The sequence below is a fragment of the Noviherbaspirillum sp. genome (genome assembly GCF_035254685.1).
GTDB lineage: Bacteria > Pseudomonadota > Gammaproteobacteria > Burkholderiales > Burkholderiaceae_D > Noviherbaspirillum.
Map to the genome: position 1 here is coordinate 441,094 of NZ_DATFAI010000020.1, position 19,549 is coordinate 460,642.

The following is a 19,549-nucleotide window of genomic DNA, read 5'->3' on the forward strand; positions in this document are numbered from 1 at the left end:
AAACCCCTTCCGTGTTTTTCGTGTTTTCCGTGGACAAGATCTTCTCGCCTGTCGTCTCAGCGCAGAGTGTTTGAAGCTGTCCACGGAAAACACGAAAGACACGGAAGGAATTTTTTGTGCCTTTCGTGTCTTTCGTGCCTTTCGTGGACAGCTGCTTTTTCAGGGTGATAAACCCGAATGATCAAAATCCGATCCGACGCTTGTACGGATCAACCTTGAGGCGCACATCCTCGGGTGCCAGCGACGCGCGGCCGGCGGCGACGGCGAAGCCCAGGCCGTCGAGCAGCGCCTTGCGCATTTCGCGCGGCGACACTTCCGAGAGCTTGTCGAGCACGCTGTCCGTCAGTTCTTCGTCCATGTTCTGCAGTTTCAGTTCGCGCAACAGGCCGATGTAGACGCGCTTCGCAATGCGTGCCGCCTGGTCCGGCGTCGGCGAAGGAATCTCGTAGACCGCCATCCGGCTCAGCAATGCAGGCGGAATGCCATCAAGGCTGTTGGCCGTCAGTACCCAGAACACCTGGCTGGCATCGAGATCGATATCGATAAATTCATCGTGAAAGGCGCGCGAGGTTTCGGGTTCGAGCAACTGGTAGAGCGCCGCCATCGGATCGGACTGGGTGGAACCGCTCGCCTTCTCCACTTCATCGAGCAGCACGACAGGATTGGCGAATTTGCCGCGCACCAGGCGCTCCGCCACCTTCCCGCACTTGGCGCCTTTCCATGTTGACGAACTGCCGGTGATGATGAAGCCGGCCGACAAGGCGTTCATGCTGATGAATTCGAATTCAGTGCCAAGCACCGTGGCGAGTCGCTTGCCGAAATGCGTCTTGCCGACGCCGGGGTCGCCGAGCAGCAGTACCGGCATCACGTTGATCCCTGCGCCGCCCGCGATCGACAGGCCGAGATAGCGCGTCAGGTCGTCCAGCACCTCGCCGAAATTCGGGCAGTCATCGTAAAGAGGTTCAAGCGCATCGGTGGAAGACGGCGTGGTGACGAAGCGATCCGAGCCAAACTCGAGCATGTCTTCGTAGAACGCTTCCAGTTCTGGCGATTTCAGTGCGCGCGCCCTTTCCTGGGCGCTTTCGACTGCTTTCATGCTGTAGATCGTATGAGAGCGGGCGAGTGTGATCGTCATGGCGAAAACTCCTGATGCATGCCGATCCCTATGAATGGAGCATGCAAGAACAACAGTGCTCGGAAAGCTTGCTCCTGTTATCGCGTTTTCCGGAAAAAACTTGATGACAACAGGACAATGCCCGCCGGACACCATCGTCGATGCAAAGTCTGTTCCATGTGCAGAAGATTTCCAGCAGCAAACGACATCCTTATTCCATCGAAAACGACGGAGGATGTCAATCGTTGCCGCATTTCGTTGCCAGGAGGCGACGCCGCAGCTTCAGGAGAGCGGCGGCGCGGCCGGCGACTGCCGGGTTCAGATATTGATCGGAAGGATCGCCATCAGCTCGACAGCAGCCACCGCGATGGCGTCGCTCAGGTCGATCTGGTTGCTGGGATGCGCGATGGTGTTACAGCTCACGATGCGTTCCACACCGGCATCCTGCAGGTCCGTGAACGCATTGCCAGCGAAGATCGGATGCACAGTAATACAGACCGGTGGCGGCAACCCGGCCTGCTTCAGGCATTTCACCGCAGCGATCATGGTCTGGGCCGTCGAAGTGATGTCGTCCACCAGCACCGGCGTGCCGCCTTTCCACGCCGAGATTTCCGGCGCCGACACCGTCACGTCATGATCGTTTTTGCGGGTCTTGTTCAGCACCAAGTAGCGGCAGCCGACGGATTTCGCCACCCTCGACGCCCACTGCTCGCTCTCCGCATCGGGGCCGACCACCACCGGGTCTTCCACATGTTCGGCAATCCAGTCGCCGATCACCGGCGCCGCGCGCACCACCTTGGTCGGAATGCTGTAAATCTCGTTGAGCTTGTGGTGCCGGTGCAGGTGCGGATCGACCGTCACCAGCCAGTCGCAGAAATCTGAAACGAAGCGCGCAAAATGCACCGACGTCACGCCCTCGCCATCCTGGAAGCGCGCGTCCTGCCGCATGTAGGCCAGATAAGGCGCAACCAGGCCGATGCGGCGCGCGCCGAGTTCGCGCGCGATGTTGATCGCGAGATAGAGCGAAATCATTTTCCCGTCGGGATGGTCGAGCGTGCAGACGAAGATCACGTCGCGTCCGCGCACCGGCGTCAACAGGCGAATGTAGGATTCGCCATCCGGGAAGCGGCGCACTTCCATCTGCCCCATCTCGCATGAAATCGCCCTGTCCAGATGCGTGGCGAATGTTTCATTCCCAGGCATTGCAAAAAGTACCGGTATCATTTTTTTACTCCAGAAAAAATCTGTACGAGCGGTACGATCTACCGCTCCAGCAGGAGAATCATGTCCTCCTGCGCCTCCGCATAGGTGCGCGCATACGCCAGCTCGCCCGGCGACTCCGCATGGATCGTAAGCAGCGGCTGGCCGACCTCGACCACGGTATCCAGCGGCACATGCAGCACCAGCCCCGCCGCATGCGCTTTCGGCGCGCCGGCCAGCTTCGCCACGCGCGCAAGGCGGCGGTTGTCGATCTCCGCCACCTTCCCATGATGCCTCGCCACCATCACATGCGTATGGGTTGCCTTGGGCGGCACGCGCATTCCTCCCTGCGCTTCGCAGATCGCCTGGAACTTGCTCCACGCCATGCCGCTCGTCAGCACCGTGCGCGCCCTTTCCATTCCTTTGCCCGTTTCCGCCTTCCCACCCATTTCCAGTACCCGGCCGGCGAGCATCAGCGCCCGCTCGCGCAGATTTTCGGGCGCATCGGGCGCGTTCTGCAGAACGGCGAGCACATCCATCGCTTCCAGTGCCGGGCCGATGCCTCGCCCCACGGGCTGCGAACCGTCGGTGATGACCGTCTCCAGGTGGATGCCGAGCGAATGGCCGACCGTGATCAGGCGCGCGCTGAGTTCCTGCGCGGCCTCGCGCGAACGCACCTTTGCGCTGGGACCGACCGGGATATCGATCAGCGCATCGGTCGAGCCCGCGGCAATTTTCTTCGACAGCACCGATGCGACCATCTGCCCATCGCTGTCGAGCCCCAGCGGACGTTCGACGCGGATCAGGATATCGTCGGCGGGGCTGAGGTTGACCGCCCCGCCCCACGCGATGCAGCCATGCTCCCGTTCAACGACGCGCCGGATATGCGGGATGTCGAGATCGACCGGCGCCAGCGTTTCCATCGTGTCCGCACTGCCCGCCGGAGAGGTGATGGCGCGCGACGAGGTCTTGGGAATCGTCAGGCCGCAGGCGGCGACGATGGGCACCACGATCAGCGTGGTCCGGTTGCCCGGCAGCCCGCCGACGCAATGCTTGTCCACCACCGGCTGGCTGCCCCAGTGCAGACGTTTGCCGACGTTGATCATCGCCTGCGCGAAGGCCGTGGTTTCCTCGATGTCCATCCGATTGCCGGCGCAGGCCGCGATGAAGGCCGCCATCTCGATGTCGGAGTAGTGGCCGTCCACGATGTCGCGCATGATCTCGTCCGCCCACGCCATCGTGATCGGATGCCCGAACATCTTTGCCCGTACGTGGGAGAAAGACTGCACAGGCGCCGGATGGAACACCTTGATATGTTCGCCGTTGGTGCCGCCGAGCGCACGCCACGCGGCTTCGGAAAGCCCGGCCTCGTCCTGGTCCAGCAGCGGCGCCCTGACCACATTCAGCGTGGCGACGATGTGCTTGTGGTCGCGCCAGACTTCAACGCGCGACAAGGCCTCGAAGCCTTCCGAACGGCAGATGTGGCAATCGGCGCGCATGTAGATGACGGGCTCAAGATAGGTATCGATGCCCATGCGCCGCATGCGCAAGGTATGCGCCTTGCCGTTCCGCCCGGCATGCTGGGGATGTGGGGCGTGATGCGCCATTCAGCCCAGCTCCACCGTTTCGAGATATTCCGGCACCGTGCACGACCACTTCAACGTCTCTTCGATGCGCCGGCGCAAGGTGTCGGCCGCATCCGGCTCGCCGTGCGTAACGAAGGTCCGGCGCGGCGGTTCGCGGAAATGCGATAACCAGTCCAGAACCTGGTCGCCGTCCGCGTGTGCGGAGAGGTTTTCGAGCTGCGCCACCTGGGCGCGGATCGGCACATACTCGCCGTGGATCTTAACTGCATCGGCGCCGCCGACGATCGACGCGCCGCGCGTGCCGCCTGCCTGGAAGCCGGTGAAAAGAATGGTGTTGCGCGGATCGGAGGCGAATGCCTTCAGGTGGTGCAGCACCCGTCCGCCGGTGGCCATGCCGCTCGCCGCAATGATGACCATTGGCATGCGCTTCAGGTTCAATGCCTTCGACTCGTCCACCGAGTTCACGATCTTCGCCGCGTGACACATGGCGCGGCACTCTTCATCGTTGAGGCGATGGTCCTGGCGATAGGTGCGATAGAGCCCGGTGACGTCGGCGGCCATCGGGCTGTTCAGGTAAACCGGAAGCACCGCGGAAATCGTGCCCGCCTGCTTCAGCAAATGCATGTAGTACTGCACCACCTGTGCGCGGCCGACCGCGAATGCCGGCATGATCACAACCCCGCCGCGATTGACGGTCTCCTGGATGGTTTTGCCGAGCAGGACCATCGGATCGGTCCGGTCATGCCGCCGGTTGCCGTAGGTGGATTCGACCACCAGGTAGTCCGCGCGCTCCAGCTGCGTGGGCGGCGCCATCAGCACATCGTCAGGCCTGCCGAGGTCGCCGGTGAAGGCGAGCGTGGTGTCGCCGTCATCGATCGTCACCATCGCTGCGCCGAGGATGTGTCCGGCGCGCGCCATCTGCGCATGCAGTCGCCCCGCGACCGGAAAGCGCACACCGAATTTCACTGGTGAAAAATATTTCAGGCAGTACTCTGCATCCTGCTCGGTATATAGCGGCAGCGCTGGATGATGCTTGGAAAAGCCATGCTTGTTGGCATAGCCGGCTTCTTCTTCCAGCAGACGACCGCTGTCAGGGAGGAGGATGCGGCACAATTCGTAGGTCGCCTCGCTGCAATACACCTTGCCGCGAAAACCGTTTTTCACAAGCAAGGGAATGTATCCGCTATGGTCGAGATGCGCATGGGTAAGGACAACGGCATCAATCGCCGAGGGCGCCACGGGCAGATCTGCCCAGTTCCGCAGGCGCAATTGCTTGAAGCCCTGGAACAGGCCGCAGTCAACCAGTATTTTGGTACGTCCGAGGGTGACTAAATATTTGGAACCTGTCACGGTCCCTGTCGCGCCGAGGAATTGAATCCGCATGATGTTCTCTTTCTTCTTTTCGCACATGTGCCGCTGCTTACTCGCTTAGTCTCGCATCCGCTTTACTGCGTCATTGCAGAGGAGAAACCGTAATAACACTATCTCCAATATCAAATTTCCGGCCATTGATGTAGATCAACCATTCCCGAGGCCTCAGGCGTCGCCGCATCTGTACCATGACTTTACAGCGCGAACTGGCGGTACCGTGTGTTTGCCTATGTAAATTTTTCAAAGAGGCGACATTGCTGGCGCGGCTGGCTCGGTGAGTCGCCCCACTCTCCGCAACCTCGCAGCCAGATATCGCGCGCGCATCGCGTTTGCTCCGATTCCAGGCCTGTACGCAATCTATTTGCGCGCGCCCTTTCAGATCCTTTGTGCTTGCATGCATCTTGCTACCCCAGTGTTTGTGTAGCGCGCATCACCGCGTGGAGCGAGTCGGATTCATTGACCATCCTCATCAATCGTTCTTTTGCATGCGCCCTATACTGAATTTGACTGCTAAATCGAGAGCGAGAGAAACGTAAATCCATTTCGGATGTCCATCTTTCAGGAAGCACATCCGATAACCTGACGGGGAGCACATGTCATGACCATTCACAGCGACGTCAATCATACTGAGCAGCAAGAGGATATTCTTCAGAGCCTGGTCGCTTTCGCCAAGGACCATCGCGCCGCTCACTGGTCCGGAACACTCTCGCAATTCCTTGAGCAAGTGCTGCCAGCCGATCCGCAAGGCGTGGCGCGCACTTCGCATCAGTACATGTGGGACATGATTCGCTGGATGGGCGGCGAAGACCAGGACGGGAATTTCCGCTGCAAGCTGTTCGACCAGGAATTGTTCGGTGTAGACGAAGCTATCGACCGCGTCGTCGATTATTTCAAGGCCGCTGCGGCCGGTTCGGAAGTCGGCCGCCGCCTGCTGCTGCTGCTTGGCCCGCCGTCGGGCGGCAAGTCCACGCTCGTGATCCTGCTCAAGCGTGGCATGGAAGAATACAGTCGCACCGAAGCTGGCGCGATTTACGCGATCCAAGGCTGCCCGGTGCATGAATCGCCGCTGCACCTGATTCCGCATTCCGTGCGTCCGCGTTTTCGCGACACCTATGGCGTGGACATCATCGGTGAGGTCTGCCCGCATTGCCGCACACGCCTCGAAACCGAATACAACGGCGATTTCCTGCACATGCCGGTGGAACGCATCTTCATCTCCGAAGCGGGACGCGTCGGCATCGGCACCTACGCGCCGCACGATCCGACCACGGCAGACCTTGCCGACCTGGTCGGCTCCGTGGATCTGTCGAAGGTGGCGGAATACGGCGACGAAGGCGATCCGCGCGCATGGTCGTGGTCCGGCGCTGTGTATGCGGCGAGCCGCGGCATGCTGGAGATGATCGAAATCCTGAAGGTCAAGCGCGAATTCCTTTACCTGCTGCTCACGCTCACGCAGGAAAAGAACGTGAAGGTTTCACGCTTCCCGCTGATCTATCTCGATGAAACCATTCTTGCGCATACCAACCTCGCGGAATTCCGCAAGTTCCTGCAGGAGAGCGAGAACGAAGCACTGCTCGATCGCATGGTGATCATCCAGGTGCCTTATACGCTGAATTACAAGGACGAGGCGCGAATTTACAAGAAACTGATTTCTTCCGCCGCGCCCGCCTTCCGCGAAGTGCATCTTGATCCGCATGTGCTGCATGCCGCGGCGGTGTTCGCCATCTTCACGCGACTGCACGATTCAGAGGACAAGGAGCTGGAACTTAGCAAGAAAGTCCGTCTCTACGCCAATGAAGAGGTGGAAGGATTTACGCACTCGGAAGCTGACCGGATGAAACAGCGCATGCCGGATGAAGGACTCGCCGGCATTTCGCCCCGCTTTGTGATCAATGCCTTGTCGAATGCGATCATCCAGACGAATGTGAAGAGCCTCACCACCATGGACGTGCTGCTCGCGCTCAAGGATGCCATCGAGAACGACGCGCGCATCGACCCGAAGCGCAAGCGCAAGTGGATCGATTACCTGGTGCTGGCACGCAAGGATTTCTACAACCGCTGGGTCAAGGAAGACGTGCACAAGGCGCTGTTCGTCTCATTCGAACAGGAGGCACAGGATCTGCTCGACAAGTATCTGGACGAGGTGGAAGCCACGCTCGACAACCGTCAGATCAAGGACCCGATCACCAACGAAGAGCGCAAGCCCGACGAACGTTTCCTGCGCGCGGTGGAAGAGAAGATCCACATCTCCGAATCCGGCAAGCAGTCATTCCGCCAGGAGGTGGTGCGCAAGGCGATGGGCGCCTACAAGCGCGGCGAGAAATTCACGCTCGACAGCCACGCGCAGCTGCACAACGCGGTTCAGCAATACCTGTTCGAGCAGCGGCGTGACGTGCTGCGGCTGGTCAGCTCCACCACGCGGCCGGACGAAGAAGTGCGGCAAAAGATTTCCGTGGTCGAAAAGCGCCTGGTCGACGAGTACGGCTACGACAGCCACAGCGCGCGCGAGGCGCTCAACTATGTCACCACGCTGATGGCGCAGGAGTAATCATTAAAGGCTGTGTATGACTGATCACATCACGATTTCTGCTGAAACTCCCTGGTACGACCTGTTCTCGCGCGGTTCGCGGGACTGGTTGCGCCATAACGAGAAGGTGCGCGAGGCTGTGCAGCAGAATCTGCCCAACCTGGTGGCCGGTCCGGATGTCATGACCGGCTCACAGGACCGCACCGTGCAGGTCCCGGTGCGGCTGCTAGAACATTCGCGCTTCCGCCTCGCGGATTCACCCTCGCAGACTTACAGTAGCGCGGGCCAAGGCCAGGGCAAGCCGGGTGATGTGCTGCGCCAGGCCCAGCCCGACATGGGCGGCGAGGAAGGCGAAGGCGGCAACAACGATGGCGAAGTGAAACTGCTGCTGGAGTTCAAGGTCGACGACATCATCGACTGGCTCTGGGAAGAACTGCAGCTTCCCGATCTGCAGCCCAAGCGCAATACCGCTGTCACCGACGACGAGTATGTGCGCGAAGGCTGGGACAAGCACGGCGCGCGCGCGCGCCTTGACCGCCGGCGCACGGTGAAGGAAGCGGTCAAGCGGCGCGTGACACAGGAACGGACCACTGAAAAGCCGGTGCCTTTCACCAATGAAGATTTGCGCTTCAAGCAATTGGTGCAACGCCGCAAACCTGCGACCAATGCCGTGGTCATCTTCGCGCTCGACGTCTCGGCCAGCATGACTGATGCCGAGCGCAAGCTGGCGAAGAGTTTCTTCTTCTTCGTGCTGCAAGGCATACGCCGCCGTTACGGCAAGGTGGCGACGCGCTTCATCGCACACACGACGCAGGCATGGGAATTCTCGGAAAGCGAGTTCTTCAATGTCAGCGGCACGGGCGGCACCGGCGCATCGACCGCGTTCAAGCTCGCGCTCGAACTGATCGAAACCGAATACGACCCATCGCAATACAACGGCTACCTGTTCTATGCGTCGGACGGCGAGAACTTCACCGAAGACCGCGCCGCCGCGACGGATTACCTGAGCAGGCTGTGCAAGGTGCTCAACTATGTCGGCTACGTCGAAACCGTACCGGGCTCGCCGCGCACCAGCGAGACCGAGATGAAGATGCTGTGCACCGAAATCGAGCGCGGCGGCGCACCGATCGGAAGCAGCATCCTGACGCGCCACGAAGACGTGTGGAAAGCCATCCGCAAGTTTTTCGTCCAGCAAGAATCGGAATGAGCAAAAGGCGATTTGTCCACGGAAAACACGGAAACGAATAATTGTTTTTCGTTTTCTTTCGTGTTTTTCGTGTTTTCCGTGGACATGGTTTTTTGAGGATAAGCCCCCTATGTGCAACACCACAACCTCCGCGGAAGCCATCGAGAACCTGAAGCAGTATTCGACGCGCATCGAGCAGCTTGCGCGCGACCTTGGGCTCGATTATTACCCGGTCGACTTTGAGCTGGTGCCGAACAACTTCATGATGGAAATCGCCGTGTATGGCCTGCCGGTGCGCATGCATCACTGGTCGTTTGGCGTGCGCTATATCCACCAGCTGATCCGCCAGGGGATGGGTCACTCGCGCATTTTCGAAGTGATGTTCCCGGGCGATCCCTGCCGCGCATACCTCGTCAATGGCAACACCCTGCCGGAGAACACGCTGGTGACAGCGCATGTGCTCGGGCACGCGGATTTTGCCAAGAACAACCACCTGTTCGCGCATTTCATGGACATGGCCGGCGGCCACATCCTCGAACAGGCGGCGGCGCGTGCGCATCGCATCGAGACCGCGATCGAGGATCATGGGCAGGAACGCGTGGAAGCGGTGCTCGACGCTGCGCTCGCGCTGGAGCCGCACATCGACATCAACCGCGAGCTACACCGGCCGCTTTATTCCCTCGAGCCGCCACGGCAGGGAGAAAACGACCCGCCGCCCGATCAGTTCCAGCAGCGCTATCGCCAGCTGCCGGGGGAAAAGCCGCATACGCTCCATGCGGCCGCGAAGCGCGTATCGGTTCCGCCGCAACCGGAATACGACCTGCTCTGGTTCATCGCCAACTACGCACCCGAAATGGAAGGCTGGGAACGCGACATCTTTCTCGCGGTACGTGAAGAGTCCTACTATTTCTATCCGGTGTTCGCCTGCCAGATCATGAACGAAGGCTGGGCCTCCTATTGGCATGCCCGCCTGCTGCGCGAAGCGGATTTTCTCCCGCATGACCTCTACCTCTCGGCGATCAAGGCGCACTCCGACGTGGTCCGCCCCTATGCCGCCGAACGCCAGCTCGCCCTCGCGGTCAATCCGTACCACCTTGGTTTTTCGATGTGGGAAGACATCATCGAAAAGCATGGCCTGGAAACGGCCCGCCGCATCGTCAAGGAAGAAGACGACTTCGGCTTCATCCGCAACTACCTGACGAAGGACCTGATCGAGAAGCTGGAGCTGTTTGTCTATGAGGCACGCGACGACGGCGACATCCGCATCGCCGAGAACAATGTCCATGCCGTGCACGAAGCTATCCTGGCGCCGAAATTCAATTACGGCGCACCGCGCATCGCGGCCAATCACCTGCACGTCGACGGCAGTCTGCAACTCGTGCATGACCACCAGAGCGACGGCCGCGGTGTCGACTTGGCACGGGCCGAGCGCGTGCTGGAATACATCGGTCGCGTCTGGCGTCGCCCGGTCACTTTGCACACCGTGGGCGAGCGTGGCGAGGCACGCGTGGTGACCAGCAAGCGCCTCTGATAACTGTTATCATTTCTTTCACTTCCGGCGCGGACATGCCCTGTCCGCGCCGGTTTTCATGTGGCGCAAGGGGTCCTCAGTTGTTGCACATGCCCCATCCCGCCCTTTAACATATATAATAGATCCATCTTATACGAACGGGGCCGATCATCATGCGCCTGACCGATTACACCGACTACTCTCTGAGAGCACTTATGTATCTCGGCACGCACCGTGATCGGCTGGTGACGATCCAGGACATTGCCGACGCCTACGGGATCTCCAAGAGCCACCTGATGAAGGTCGTGCACCAGCTCGGACTCGCTGGCCTGATCGAAACGATCCGCGGCCGCAGCGGTGGTTTGCGGCTGGGAAAGGAACCGGAGGACATCAACCTCGGTGAAGTGGTCAAGGGCACCGAGCCTGACTTCATGATGGTCGAATGCTTCAGCCGCGAGCACAATGAATGCGTGCTCGCACCGGCCTGCGAGCTTCAGGCCGTACTGGGCAGGGCAACCAAGGCCTATCTCAACGTCCTCAGCGAAGTTACGCTGGCCGACCTGATCCACAGGAGCCCGAGCCTGCAGAAACTGGCCAAGGTCCATATCCCTTCGAGGGAAAAGACGAAGGCCGCCTGAACCTCTCCGGCCGCACAATAGTCGTCCACGGAAAACACTGAAGACACGGAAAATTTTGAAGTTTTCCGTGTCTTTTGTGTTTTCCGTGGACAGAGATTCCCGGTCGCTCTACTAGATTACTTCACAACGTTTCGCCACCGGCTCAGCCCGCAGCGTCTGCAGCAATTCAAAAGGTGAAGGCCGCCAAGACCTCTCCGGCCGCACGGCCTCTACTGCGCACTCAAGCACAATAGTCGTCCACGGAAAACACAGAAGACACGGAAAGCTTTGAATTTTTCCGTGTCTTTTGTGTTTTCCGTGGACAAAGATCCCCGGTTGCTCTATTAGATCAAGTCACAACGTATCGTCGCCGGCTCAGCCCGCAGCTTCTGTAGCAGTTGCGCCGAAATGCCGTCGTCCACGTCCGTGATCACATAGCCGATCGGCCCGCGGGTCTGCAGATGCTGTGCGACGATGTTCAGCCCGGCCTGCGCGAAATCCGCATTCATGCGGGCGATGACACCCGGCTCGTTGCGATGGATATGCAGCACACGGCTCTTCGTTTCCTTTTCCAGGTACGGGATCTCCGGGAAATTCACCGCGAAGCGCGTGGTGCCGGCCTTCAGGAAGCGCGCCAGCTTCTGCGCCACTTCTCGTCCGATATTCTCCTGTGCTTCCTCTGTGCTGCCACCGATGTGCGGCGTGAGGATCACATTGTCCAGGTCGCGCAAGGGCGAGATGAATTCTTCCTTGTCATTGCGTGGCTCGGCCGGAAACACGTCGAGCGCTGCGCCGGCAAGACGCTTTTCACGCAGGGCGGCGTTCAAGGCGTCGATGTCCACCACATTGCCGCGCGAGGCATTGATCAGGACCGCGGTCGGCTTCATCACCGCCAGCCTGTCCGCGGTGATCATGTTGACGGTCGACTTGTGTCCAGGCACGTGCAGCGTGATGATGTCGCACTTCTCCATTAATGCTTCCAGGCTCGCTTCCGGCCTGGCGTTACCCAGCGGCAGCTTGCTTTCTATGTCGTAGTAATGCACACGCATGCCCACGGCTTCCGCCAGGATGCCGACCTGCGCGCCGATGTTGCCGTAACCGATAATCCCGAGCGTCTTGTTGCGCACTTCGTAGGCGCCCACTGCACTCTTCTCCCACTTGCCGCGATGCGCCCTGGCATTCTTCTCGGGAATGCGCCGCAGCAACAGAATGGCCTGCGCAATGACGAGCTCCGCCACCGAGCGCGTGTTCGAAAACGGCGCATTGAAAACCGGGACACCCTGCGTCGCCGCCGCTGTCAAATCAACCTGGTTGGTGCCGATGCAGAAACATCCGACCGCTTTCAGCCGCGGCAGCGCCTTCAGCGCCCCCGCCGTGATATGCGTCGCGGAGCGGATGCCCACCGCATCGGCATCAGCCAGCGCAGTGATCAGGTCGTCGGCCTTCAGCGCCGTCGGGAGCTGCACGATGTTGTCAAAGCCTTCGGCCTTCAGGAGTTCCGACGCGCTAGCGTGGATTTTTTCAAGGAGCACGATTTTCGCCATTACCAAACCTCATTCGTTTAAAGATTCATTTATAATATATCTTAAATTCCAGCTTCCTGCTGGATAACCCCACGATCGGATGCACCATGCTTATCGATCCCAAAATCGCGGACAAGGCGACGGTGGAAACCATCACCAGGCTTGACTGGTGGAACGACCGGCTCCTCACGTTTACGACCACGAGGCCGGCAAATTATTCCTTCGCGGCCGGGCAATACGCGCGCATCGGTCTGAAGGATGAACACGGACTGCTGTGGCGGGCTTACTCCATGGTGTCATCGCCGCGCGAGGACCATCTCGAGTTCTATGGTATCGTCGTTCCCGGCGGCCTGTTCACCACCGAGTTGCGGAAAGCCGCGGCCGGCAGCGAAATATTGATCGAAAAGCAGAGCTATGGCTTCATGACGCCGGACCGCTTCAGCGATGGCGATGACCTGTGGATGCTTGCAACCGGCACCGGTCTCGGTCCTTTCCTCTCGATGCTCCGCGATACCTATGTCTGGCAGCATTTCCGCAACATCGTGCTCGTGCACTGCGTGCGCCAGGAAAGCGAGTTTGCCTATCGGGAAGAGCTGGAGCACTTGCGCCAGCATCCGCCAGCGATCGGGCCCGCGCGCTTGCACATCGTGCGCTCGACCACGCGCGAGCAGCAGACCGAGGGAGCACCGCCCCACCTGCATGGCCGGATCACTACCCTTCTTGAGAATGGCGAGCTGGAAAAGTGCGCTGGTCTTCCGCTCACCGTCGAGGCTTCACGCATCATGATGTGCGGCAACCCCGACATGATCGAAGACATGCGCAAGCTCCTGCATCACCGGGGCATGCGGCCAGTACGCCGCACGCTGCCGGGGCAGTTCGTGACGGAGAATTACTGGTGAGCGTGGTTAGCGCTCTCCGCGAATGTAATGCTCCATCTGCTCGATGATGAATTTCTGCTCGGAGATGATGTCCTTCACCAGGTCGCCGATGGAAATCAGGCCGATCAACTTGCCGTCGTTCATCACAGGCAAGTGGCGCAGGCGATTCTCTGTCATTAGCGCCATGCATTCTTCGTTCGTATGGTCCGGGCGCACGTACATGACGGGAGAGCTCATGATGGAACGCACCGGCGTCTTGTCGGATGACCGGCCCATCAGCACGACCTTGCGCGCGTAGTCCCGCTCGCTGATGATGCCAACGACCTTCTCGCCTTCCATCACCAGCAAGGCGCCGATGCCCCTTTCTGCCATTACCTTGATGGCATCAAGGACGCTGGCGTCCGGTGAAATGGTAAAGACTGCCTTTTGCGGCTTTTCCTGCAAAATATGCGCAACCGATTTCATCGCTCCCTCCCGTTCAAGTCAAGCACAGCCAAGGACAACATCAGCTTTGCATCAATGCGCTGCCTGCGGCGTGGACGCACGGCGGTCGCGAATGACGCGCCTTTCGATGCGCCCGCTCCGCGCCAGGGTGCGCAGGCGAAATGCCAGCGCCAGCAGCAGCACGCCGGTCACGACGGCGTACAGGCTGATCCACCAGATGAGTGCAAGCGCACCAGCGCCCGGGAACAGGAACACCAGCGCGCCGAAGACAATCGAGGCGATGCCGCTCAATACCAGCATCCACTCGCCCCGGATCACCTTGCGCAAGCGGATGGCAGCGGCGATATCAAGCACGCCGCCGACGAGCGCATTGGCGCCGATGACGAGAACGAACACGAGTGCCGTCAGCGCCGGATGGATCACCGCAATCACGGCCGCACCGATACTGACCAATCCGAACAGCAACGGCAGCCACCAGTCTTCGTCATGCCGCCTGTTCCTGACCGCACCGGCCACCGACACCACGCCGGCAATGAAGGCATAGGCCGCAAACAGGGCAACCAGGCTCAGCAAGGTTACCGCCGGCAAGGTCAAGGCAAGCAATCCGAACACGATGGCAACGAGCCCCCGCAGCGCATAGACCCACCAGGAACGCAAGGCTATATCACTCATCATCTGTTCTCCTTCTGCAAGAATGCGGCGTGTGTGCGGGCCGGCTTCAGCCTGTTCCCTGTTCCTCTATGCGGCCATGCATGCCGAGAGCGCCCGCCGGTCGCCGGTCGCCGGTTTCGTCAGGATGACATCTGATCGATCTCCAGTTTTGCATATTCGATGCTGTCGACGCGCGCGGCATCATGGTAGAAGAAACCGGGGAACAGGTTGCGGCGCACCCTGACCGTGATCCCGCGCTTCGCGATTTCATAACCGGCGTACCACACGCCTCCCGACCCAGCCGTCGGTATGGGAAAAATCGTGTATCCCTTGTAATCCAGGTGTTCGTCGCTATCGTCCATCTCACATCCAATGGCGAAGAGCCATGGAAACCTTCTGCCCAGCGTCACTCTCACGCCCCGCACTCCCCTGCCAAATGATTTCTTTTGCATGCCAGCGCCTGATCGGATCGCCACTCATACCGCTCATGCAATAGCCTGCGCCGCATCAACTGACGCGCCATGCAATTGCGATCACCGGCACCAGCAGCAACAGGAGAAGCCACAGGCGGCTGCGATGGCCTGCGCTCTGTTTGCCATGCGGGTCGGCCTTATGGAATTGCAATGATGCGTTCATCCACACCTCCTGGTTGACTGTTCAGTCTAGGCAGCGCTTCCGGTCCCGGTTTGCGTTAGATCACGCCGGTTCGATCACGAGGAGCGCTGGCGCCATGCTATTCGCCACGCACACCGCGTGCTCCTCACACTTCCGGTCCGGCAGCACTGCGGAAAGACTTCAGTGCCTTGCTGATGCGCAGCGACAATTCCCATCGGTCCACCGGCTTGTTGATGAACTCATCCGCGCCGCTCGCCAGCATGCCTTCGTGCGACGCAACATCTTCAAGGGCAGTGGCCATGATGATGGGGATGCCATGCGTTGCCGGGTTGTTCTTCAGCCAGCGCGTCACTTCAAAACCGTCCATCCCGGGCATCATCAGGTCCAGCAGGATCAGGTTCGGTTGTTCGGTCACGGCGAGCGCCAGCGCCTCCTTGCCATTGGTCGCGCTGATCGTCAGATAGCCCTCCTCTTTCGCGAGATCCTCCAGGAGCTTTCGCTCGTGCTCTTCGTCGTCGACGACAAGAATCCTGGCTGGTACCGGGCTGTCCATGGTTGACACCTCTTCCTTGCATTTTTGCATTTCAGGAACGGATGGGGAGATCGCTCTGTTTTCATCTTAGCAATCGGCAGGAATTTGGCCAGATTTCCTTATGCCATCCTTGCCGCAGGATTCCGCATAGGCTCGCGCAAGGCAACTCTCTTCCAAAAAAGAAAAAGCCCGGCGCCAGGCCGGGCTTTCCTCACGGAGACAGGCGGGATCAGTTGAAGGTCTTGCCCTCGGCTGCCAGTTTTGCCAGCAGCGGCGCCGGCTTCCAGGCATTGCCATGGCGACCCTTGGCGTATCTCTCCATCGCCATCACGACGTTCTGCAGTCCGACGGTATCGGCATAGAACATGGGGCCGCCGCGGAACAGCGGGAAGCCGTAGCCGGTCAGGTAAACCATGTCGATGTCGGAAGCGCGTTGTGCAATACCCTCCTCGAGGATGCAGGCAGCCTCGTTCACCAGCGCATACACCAGGCGTTCGACGATTTCCTGATCGCTGATCTTGCGGCGCTCGACGCCGAGGTCGGCCGAGTGCTTGACGATCATGTCGTTCACCACCTGCGACGGATAAGGCTTGCGGTCGCCCGGCTTGTAGTCATACCAACCTGCCCCGGTCTTCTGGCCGTAGCGACCCATTTCGCACAGCAGGTCGGCAGTCTTCGAATAGGTGACTTCCGGCTTCTCGATATAGCGGCGCTTGCGGATGTACCAGCCGATATCGTTGCCGGCCAGGTCGCCCATGCGGAACGGTCCCATCGCGAAACCGAACTTCTCGATGGCCTTGTCCACCTGTTCCGGCAGGCAGCCTTCCTCCAGCAGGAAACCGGCCTGGCGGCTGTACTGCTCGATCATGCGGTTGCCGATAAAGCCGTCGCACACGCCAGAGACCACGCCGGTCTTCTTGATCTTCTTCGACAACTGCAGCGCCGTCGCAAGCACATCCTTGCCGGTCTTCGCGCCGCGCACGATTTCCAGCAGCTTCATCACGTTGGCCGGGCTGAAGAAGTGCAGGCCGATGACATCCTGCGGACGCTTCGTGAAGGAAGCGATCTTGTTCACATCGAGCGTCGAGGTGTTCGATGCCAGGATCGCGCCCTGCTTCATGACTTCATCCAGCTTCTTGAACACCTGCTCCTTCACGCCAATGTCCTCGAACACTGCTTCGATCACGATGTCGGCCTGAGCGATGTCGTCATACGACAGCGTGCCCTTGATCAGGCCCGTGCGCTGCTCGAATTTCTCGGGCGTGAGCTTGCCCTTCTTCATCGTGTTTTCGTAGTTCTTGCGGATCGTCGCCAGTCCCTTGTCGAGCGCTTCCTGTTTCATTTCGAGGATGGTGACGGGAATACCGGCGTTGGCAAAGTTCATCGCAATGCCGCCGCCCATGGTGCCTGCGCCGATCACGGCCACGTTCTTGATGGTGCGCGTCGGGGTGTCTTCCGGAACATCCGGCACCTTGCTCGCGGCGCGCTCGCCAAAGAAGGCATGGCGCAGCGCTTTCGATTCAGTGGTCTGGACCAGTTCGACGAACAGTTCACGTTCGAATTTGATGCCGTCGTCGAATTTCATCGTCACCGCGGCGGCAACCGCATCGACGCACTTGAGCGGCGCCGGGAACGGGCCGGCCATGGCCCCGACCGTATTGCGCGAGAATTGCAGGAAGCCTTCGTAGTTCGGGTAATCGATCTTGATGTCGCGCACCTTCGGCAGCGGACGCGCATCGGCGATCTTGTTCGCGAATGCCAGCGCGCCTTCCATCAAGTCACCTTCCACGATCTGGTTGAACAGCGCGGTTTTCGCGAGCTTCTCGGAAGGCACCGGGTTGCCGGAGACGATCATGTTCAGCGCCATTTCCAGGCCCACCACGCGCGGCAGGCGTTGCGTGCCGCCTGCGCCCGGCAGGATACCCAGCTTGACTTCCGGCAGCGCGATCTGCGCACCGGGTGATGCAACCCGATAATGGCAGCCGAGCGCCAGTTCAAGGCCGCCGCCCATGGCGACGGAATGAACAGCCGCGACGACCGGCTTGGTCGAATTTTCGATGACATTAATGACGGTGTGCAGGTTCGGTTCTGCCAATGCCTTTGGCGTGTTGAATTCCTTGATATCGGCGCCGCCGGAGAAAGCCTTGCCCGCGCCGGTGATCACGACTGCCTTCACCGCCTCGTCGTCCATGGCTTTCTTCATGCCCTCGACGATCGCGCTGCGCGTGGCGTGGCCCAGGCCGTTGACTGGCGGATTATTGAGCGTAATGACGGCAACCGCGCCGTTAACCTTGTATTCGGCAGTCATATCTCTTCCTTTGTAAATGTGGTGGACGCTGAAACGGGTTTGGAATTCAGAAGGTCCTTACTATACCCGAAAATAGAACGATCGTATTATTTTTGCCGAAAATTTTGAAGGCGTTTTCCGCAGGCGTCATGCAATGGGCAATCGCAATACGGCACAAAATCTTTCAGCAACGAAAATGTCTCAGTTGCCGGCATCAGAGCCCTCGATCATCGCATTCAGTCGCTGCATCTCAGCCATCATTTCGGCAGGAAAAGATGCGCTGTTCCAGGCCCGGAAATCGCCGGACGCATAGGCAAGCGCGTTCTTGTAATAGGCATAGGCATTCATCCGGTTGCGCACGAAATTGTTCTGAGTACGTATCACCTTGCCCGGCGCGCCGGTGACAATCGAGTTGCGCGGGATCACCGTCCCCGGCTTGAGGAAGGTATGCCCGCCGATGATGCAGTTTTCCCCGATCACGCAACCGTCCATGATCGTGGAGTTGATGCCGACCAGGCAGTTGTCGCCGATGGTACAGCCATGGATGGTGCAATGATGGGTGATCGAGCAGTGACTGCCGATGATGGTATCGGTCGCATCTCCGATGTGCAGCATCACGAAGTCCTGGATGTTGGTGTAGCTGCCGATCACGATCTGCCTGTGCTCGGCACGCGCCACCACGTTCATCCAGATGGATGCGTGCTCTTCGACGATGACCTTGCCATACAGATGTGCGGTCTCGTGGACATAGGCAGGCTTGCGCAGGTCCACATCCGGTCCGATGAATGCCATGCTTGTTTCTCGTCGGATGAAAACGAAGGCGAGCCGAGCCCGCCCTCTCGATTTACACTTCCAGCCACTCCTTGCGCACGCTGGCATTGCCGCGCAGATCGTCCGGCGTGCCCTCGAACACGATCGAGCCGTGCCCCATCACGTACACCCGCTGCGAAATCTCCAGCGCGATCGCCAGCTTCTGCTCCACCAGCAGCACCGAGATGCCCCGGTTCTTGAGCTCCTTGAGGTATTCCCCCACCAGGTCCACGATCTTCGGCGCCAGCCCCTCGGTCGGCTCGTCGATCATGATCAGGTCCGGGTCGCCCATGAGCGTGCGGCACAGCGTCAGCATCTGCTGCTCGCCGCCCGACAGCACCCCGGCTGCCGTGTGCTGGCGCTCCTTCAGGCGCGGGAACATGCGGTACATGTCGTCGAGCTTCCAGCGCGACTTCCTGCCCTTCTTCTCGCCCAGGATGAGGTTCTGCTCCACCGTCAGCGTCGGGAAGATGTCGCGGTTCTCCGGCACGTAGCCCAGCCCCTTGTGCGCCACCTCGAACGCCTTCAGTCCCGTGATTTCCTCGCCCTTGAAGCGGATCGAGCCGGTCACGTCGACCTGCCCCATGGCCGCCTTGACCGTGGTCGAACGCCCCACGCCGTTGCGCCCCAAGAGGCTGACGATTTCCCCTTCCCCCACCTGCATGTCCACTCCGTGCAGCACGTGGCTCTTGCCGTAA

18 protein-coding genes are annotated in these 19,549 nt (G+C 59.9%); 5 read left to right on the top strand and 13 right to left on the bottom strand.

The window, feature by feature from the left end:
- Positions 1 to 181 precede the first annotated feature (181 nt).
- From VJ698_RS07845 to VJ698_RS07860, 4 genes are all read right to left on the bottom strand, one after another.
- Positions 182 to 1,135, bottom strand: coding sequence for an AAA family ATPase (locus VJ698_RS07845; protein WP_324102164.1), 954 nt, complete (start codon positions 1,133 to 1,135; stop codon positions 182 to 184).
- A gap of 297 nt (positions 1,136 to 1,432) precedes the next feature.
- Positions 1,433 to 2,338 (bottom strand): ribose-phosphate pyrophosphokinase, encoded by a 906-nt coding sequence (locus VJ698_RS07850; protein WP_324102165.1) that lies wholly within the window; start codon positions 2,336 to 2,338, stop codon positions 1,433 to 1,435.
- Between the two features lie 38 nt (positions 2,339 to 2,376).
- On the bottom strand, positions 2,377 to 3,921 hold the full coding sequence (locus tag VJ698_RS07855; RefSeq protein WP_324102166.1) for a thymidine phosphorylase family protein: 1,545 nt from the start codon (positions 3,919 to 3,921) through the stop codon (positions 2,377 to 2,379).
- Positions 3,922 to 5,283: an MBL fold metallo-hydrolase gene (locus VJ698_RS07860; protein WP_324102167.1), complete on the bottom strand. Its 1,362-nt coding sequence runs from the start codon at positions 5,281 to 5,283 to the stop codon at positions 3,922 to 3,924. It lies immediately after the preceding gene.
- 586 nt (positions 5,284 to 5,869) lie between these two features.
- Between VJ698_RS07860 and VJ698_RS07865 the strand changes: the two genes are divergently transcribed.
- The 4 genes from VJ698_RS07865 (at position 5,870) to VJ698_RS07880 (ending at position 11,132) form a co-directional block, all read left to right on the top strand.
- The gene (locus tag VJ698_RS07865; protein WP_324102168.1) at positions 5,870 to 7,819 is read left to right on the top strand and encodes a serine protein kinase; all 1,950 of its coding nucleotides are present in this window, start codon (positions 5,870 to 5,872) and stop codon (positions 7,817 to 7,819) included.
- Between the two features lie 16 nt (positions 7,820 to 7,835).
- Positions 7,836 to 9,005 carry a DUF444 family protein gene (locus VJ698_RS07870; protein ID WP_324102169.1) on the top strand — a complete coding sequence of 390 codons (1,170 nt, stop codon included), beginning with the start codon at positions 7,836 to 7,838 and terminating at the stop codon, positions 9,003 to 9,005.
- 109 nt (positions 9,006 to 9,114) lie between these two features.
- Complete coding sequence (locus tag VJ698_RS07875; RefSeq protein ID WP_324102170.1) at positions 9,115 to 10,515, top strand: SpoVR family protein; 1,401 nt, start codon at positions 9,115 to 9,117, stop codon at positions 10,513 to 10,515.
- Between the two features lie 152 nt (positions 10,516 to 10,667).
- Positions 10,668 to 11,132 (top strand): Rrf2 family transcriptional regulator, encoded by a 465-nt coding sequence (locus VJ698_RS07880; protein WP_324102172.1) that lies wholly within the window; start codon positions 10,668 to 10,670, stop codon positions 11,130 to 11,132.
- A gap of 323 nt (positions 11,133 to 11,455) precedes the next feature.
- On the opposite strand, the gene serA is transcribed toward VJ698_RS07880, so the two are convergent.
- A complete protein-coding gene (gene serA, locus VJ698_RS07885) occupies positions 11,456 to 12,655 on the bottom strand; it encodes a phosphoglycerate dehydrogenase (RefSeq protein WP_324102173.1) in 1,200 nt (399 codons plus the stop codon).
- 86 nt (positions 12,656 to 12,741) lie between these two features.
- Between serA and VJ698_RS07890 the strand changes: the two genes are divergently transcribed.
- Positions 12,742 to 13,533 carry a ferredoxin--NADP reductase gene (locus tag VJ698_RS07890; protein ID WP_324102174.1) on the top strand — a complete coding sequence of 264 codons (792 nt, stop codon included), beginning with the start codon at positions 12,742 to 12,744 and terminating at the stop codon, positions 13,531 to 13,533.
- A 6-nt stretch (positions 13,534 to 13,539) separates the two neighbouring features.
- On the opposite strand, the gene VJ698_RS07895 is transcribed toward VJ698_RS07890, so the two are convergent.
- From VJ698_RS07895 to VJ698_RS07930, 8 genes are all read right to left on the bottom strand, one after another.
- Entirely contained in the window at positions 13,540 to 13,977 is a 438-nt protein-coding gene (locus tag VJ698_RS07895; protein WP_324102175.1) for a CBS domain-containing protein, read from the bottom strand.
- Between the two features lie 51 nt (positions 13,978 to 14,028).
- Entirely contained in the window at positions 14,029 to 14,631 is a 603-nt protein-coding gene (locus VJ698_RS07900) for an HdeD family acid-resistance protein (protein WP_324102176.1), read from the bottom strand.
- 116 nt (positions 14,632 to 14,747) lie between these two features.
- Complete coding sequence (locus VJ698_RS07905) at positions 14,748 to 14,969, bottom strand: hypothetical protein (RefSeq protein ID WP_324102177.1); 222 nt, start codon at positions 14,967 to 14,969, stop codon at positions 14,748 to 14,750.
- Between the two features lie 145 nt (positions 14,970 to 15,114).
- Positions 15,115 to 15,243 carry a hypothetical protein gene (locus tag VJ698_RS07910; RefSeq protein WP_324102178.1) on the bottom strand — a complete coding sequence of 43 codons (129 nt, stop codon included), beginning with the start codon at positions 15,241 to 15,243 and terminating at the stop codon, positions 15,115 to 15,117.
- Positions 15,244 to 15,367: 124 nt separating this feature from the next.
- Positions 15,368 to 15,775: a response regulator gene (locus VJ698_RS07915; protein ID WP_324102179.1), complete on the bottom strand. Its 408-nt coding sequence runs from the start codon at positions 15,773 to 15,775 to the stop codon at positions 15,368 to 15,370.
- A 208-nt stretch (positions 15,776 to 15,983) separates the two neighbouring features.
- Positions 15,984 to 18,062 carry a 3-hydroxyacyl-CoA dehydrogenase NAD-binding domain-containing protein gene (locus VJ698_RS07920; protein WP_324102180.1) on the bottom strand — a complete coding sequence of 693 codons (2,079 nt, stop codon included), beginning with the start codon at positions 18,060 to 18,062 and terminating at the stop codon, positions 15,984 to 15,986.
- Between the two features lie 180 nt (positions 18,063 to 18,242).
- Entirely contained in the window at positions 18,243 to 18,833 is a 591-nt protein-coding gene (locus VJ698_RS07925) for a gamma carbonic anhydrase family protein (protein WP_324102181.1), read from the bottom strand.
- A gap of 52 nt (positions 18,834 to 18,885) precedes the next feature.
- On the bottom strand, positions 18,886 to 19,549 hold a 664-nt coding region (locus tag VJ698_RS07930; protein WP_324102182.1), incomplete at its 5' end, for an ABC transporter ATP-binding protein.

Excerpts from the sequence above, each read along its gene's own strand:
- VJ698_RS07855 (WP_324102166.1), bottom strand. The coding sequence starts at position 3,921 with ATGGCGCATCACGCCCCACATCCCCAGCATGCCGGGCGGAACGGCAAG.
- VJ698_RS07865 (WP_324102168.1), top strand. The coding sequence starts at position 5,870 with ATGACCATTCACAGCGACGTCAATCATACTGAGCAGCAAGAGGATATT.
- VJ698_RS07920 (WP_324102180.1), bottom strand. The coding sequence starts at position 18,062 with ATGACTGCCGAATACAAGGTTAACGGCGCGGTTGCCGTCATTACGCTC.
- VJ698_RS07915 (WP_324102179.1), bottom strand. The coding sequence starts at position 15,775 with ATGGACAGCCCGGTACCAGCCAGGATTCTTGTCGTCGACGACGAAGAG.
- serA (WP_324102173.1), bottom strand. The coding sequence starts at position 12,655 with ATGGCGAAAATCGTGCTCCTTGAAAAAATCCACGCTAGCGCGTCGGAA.
- VJ698_RS07875 (WP_324102170.1), top strand. The coding sequence starts at position 9,115 with ATGTGCAACACCACAACCTCCGCGGAAGCCATCGAGAACCTGAAGCAG.
- VJ698_RS07900 (WP_324102176.1), bottom strand. The coding sequence starts at position 14,631 with ATGATGAGTGATATAGCCTTGCGTTCCTGGTGGGTCTATGCGCTGCGG.
- VJ698_RS07845 (WP_324102164.1), bottom strand. The coding sequence starts at position 1,135 with ATGACGATCACACTCGCCCGCTCTCATACGATCTACAGCATGAAAGCA.
- VJ698_RS07895 (WP_324102175.1), bottom strand. The coding sequence starts at position 13,977 with ATGAAATCGGTTGCGCATATTTTGCAGGAAAAGCCGCAAAAGGCAGTC.
- VJ698_RS07850 (WP_324102165.1), bottom strand. The coding sequence starts at position 2,338 with ATGATACCGGTACTTTTTGCAATGCCTGGGAATGAAACATTCGCCACG.
- VJ698_RS07910 (WP_324102178.1), bottom strand. The coding sequence starts at position 15,243 with ATGAACGCATCATTGCAATTCCATAAGGCCGACCCGCATGGCAAACAG.
- VJ698_RS07880 (WP_324102172.1), top strand. The coding sequence starts at position 10,668 with ATGCGCCTGACCGATTACACCGACTACTCTCTGAGAGCACTTATGTAT.
- VJ698_RS07870 (WP_324102169.1), top strand. The coding sequence starts at position 7,836 with ATGACTGATCACATCACGATTTCTGCTGAAACTCCCTGGTACGACCTG.
- VJ698_RS07925 (WP_324102181.1), bottom strand. The coding sequence starts at position 18,833 with ATGGCATTCATCGGACCGGATGTGGACCTGCGCAAGCCTGCCTATGTC.
- VJ698_RS07860 (WP_324102167.1), bottom strand. The coding sequence starts at position 5,283 with ATGCGGATTCAATTCCTCGGCGCGACAGGGACCGTGACAGGTTCCAAA.
- VJ698_RS07905 (WP_324102177.1), bottom strand. The coding sequence starts at position 14,969 with ATGGACGATAGCGACGAACACCTGGATTACAAGGGATACACGATTTTT.
- VJ698_RS07890 (WP_324102174.1), top strand. The coding sequence starts at position 12,742 with ATGCTTATCGATCCCAAAATCGCGGACAAGGCGACGGTGGAAACCATC.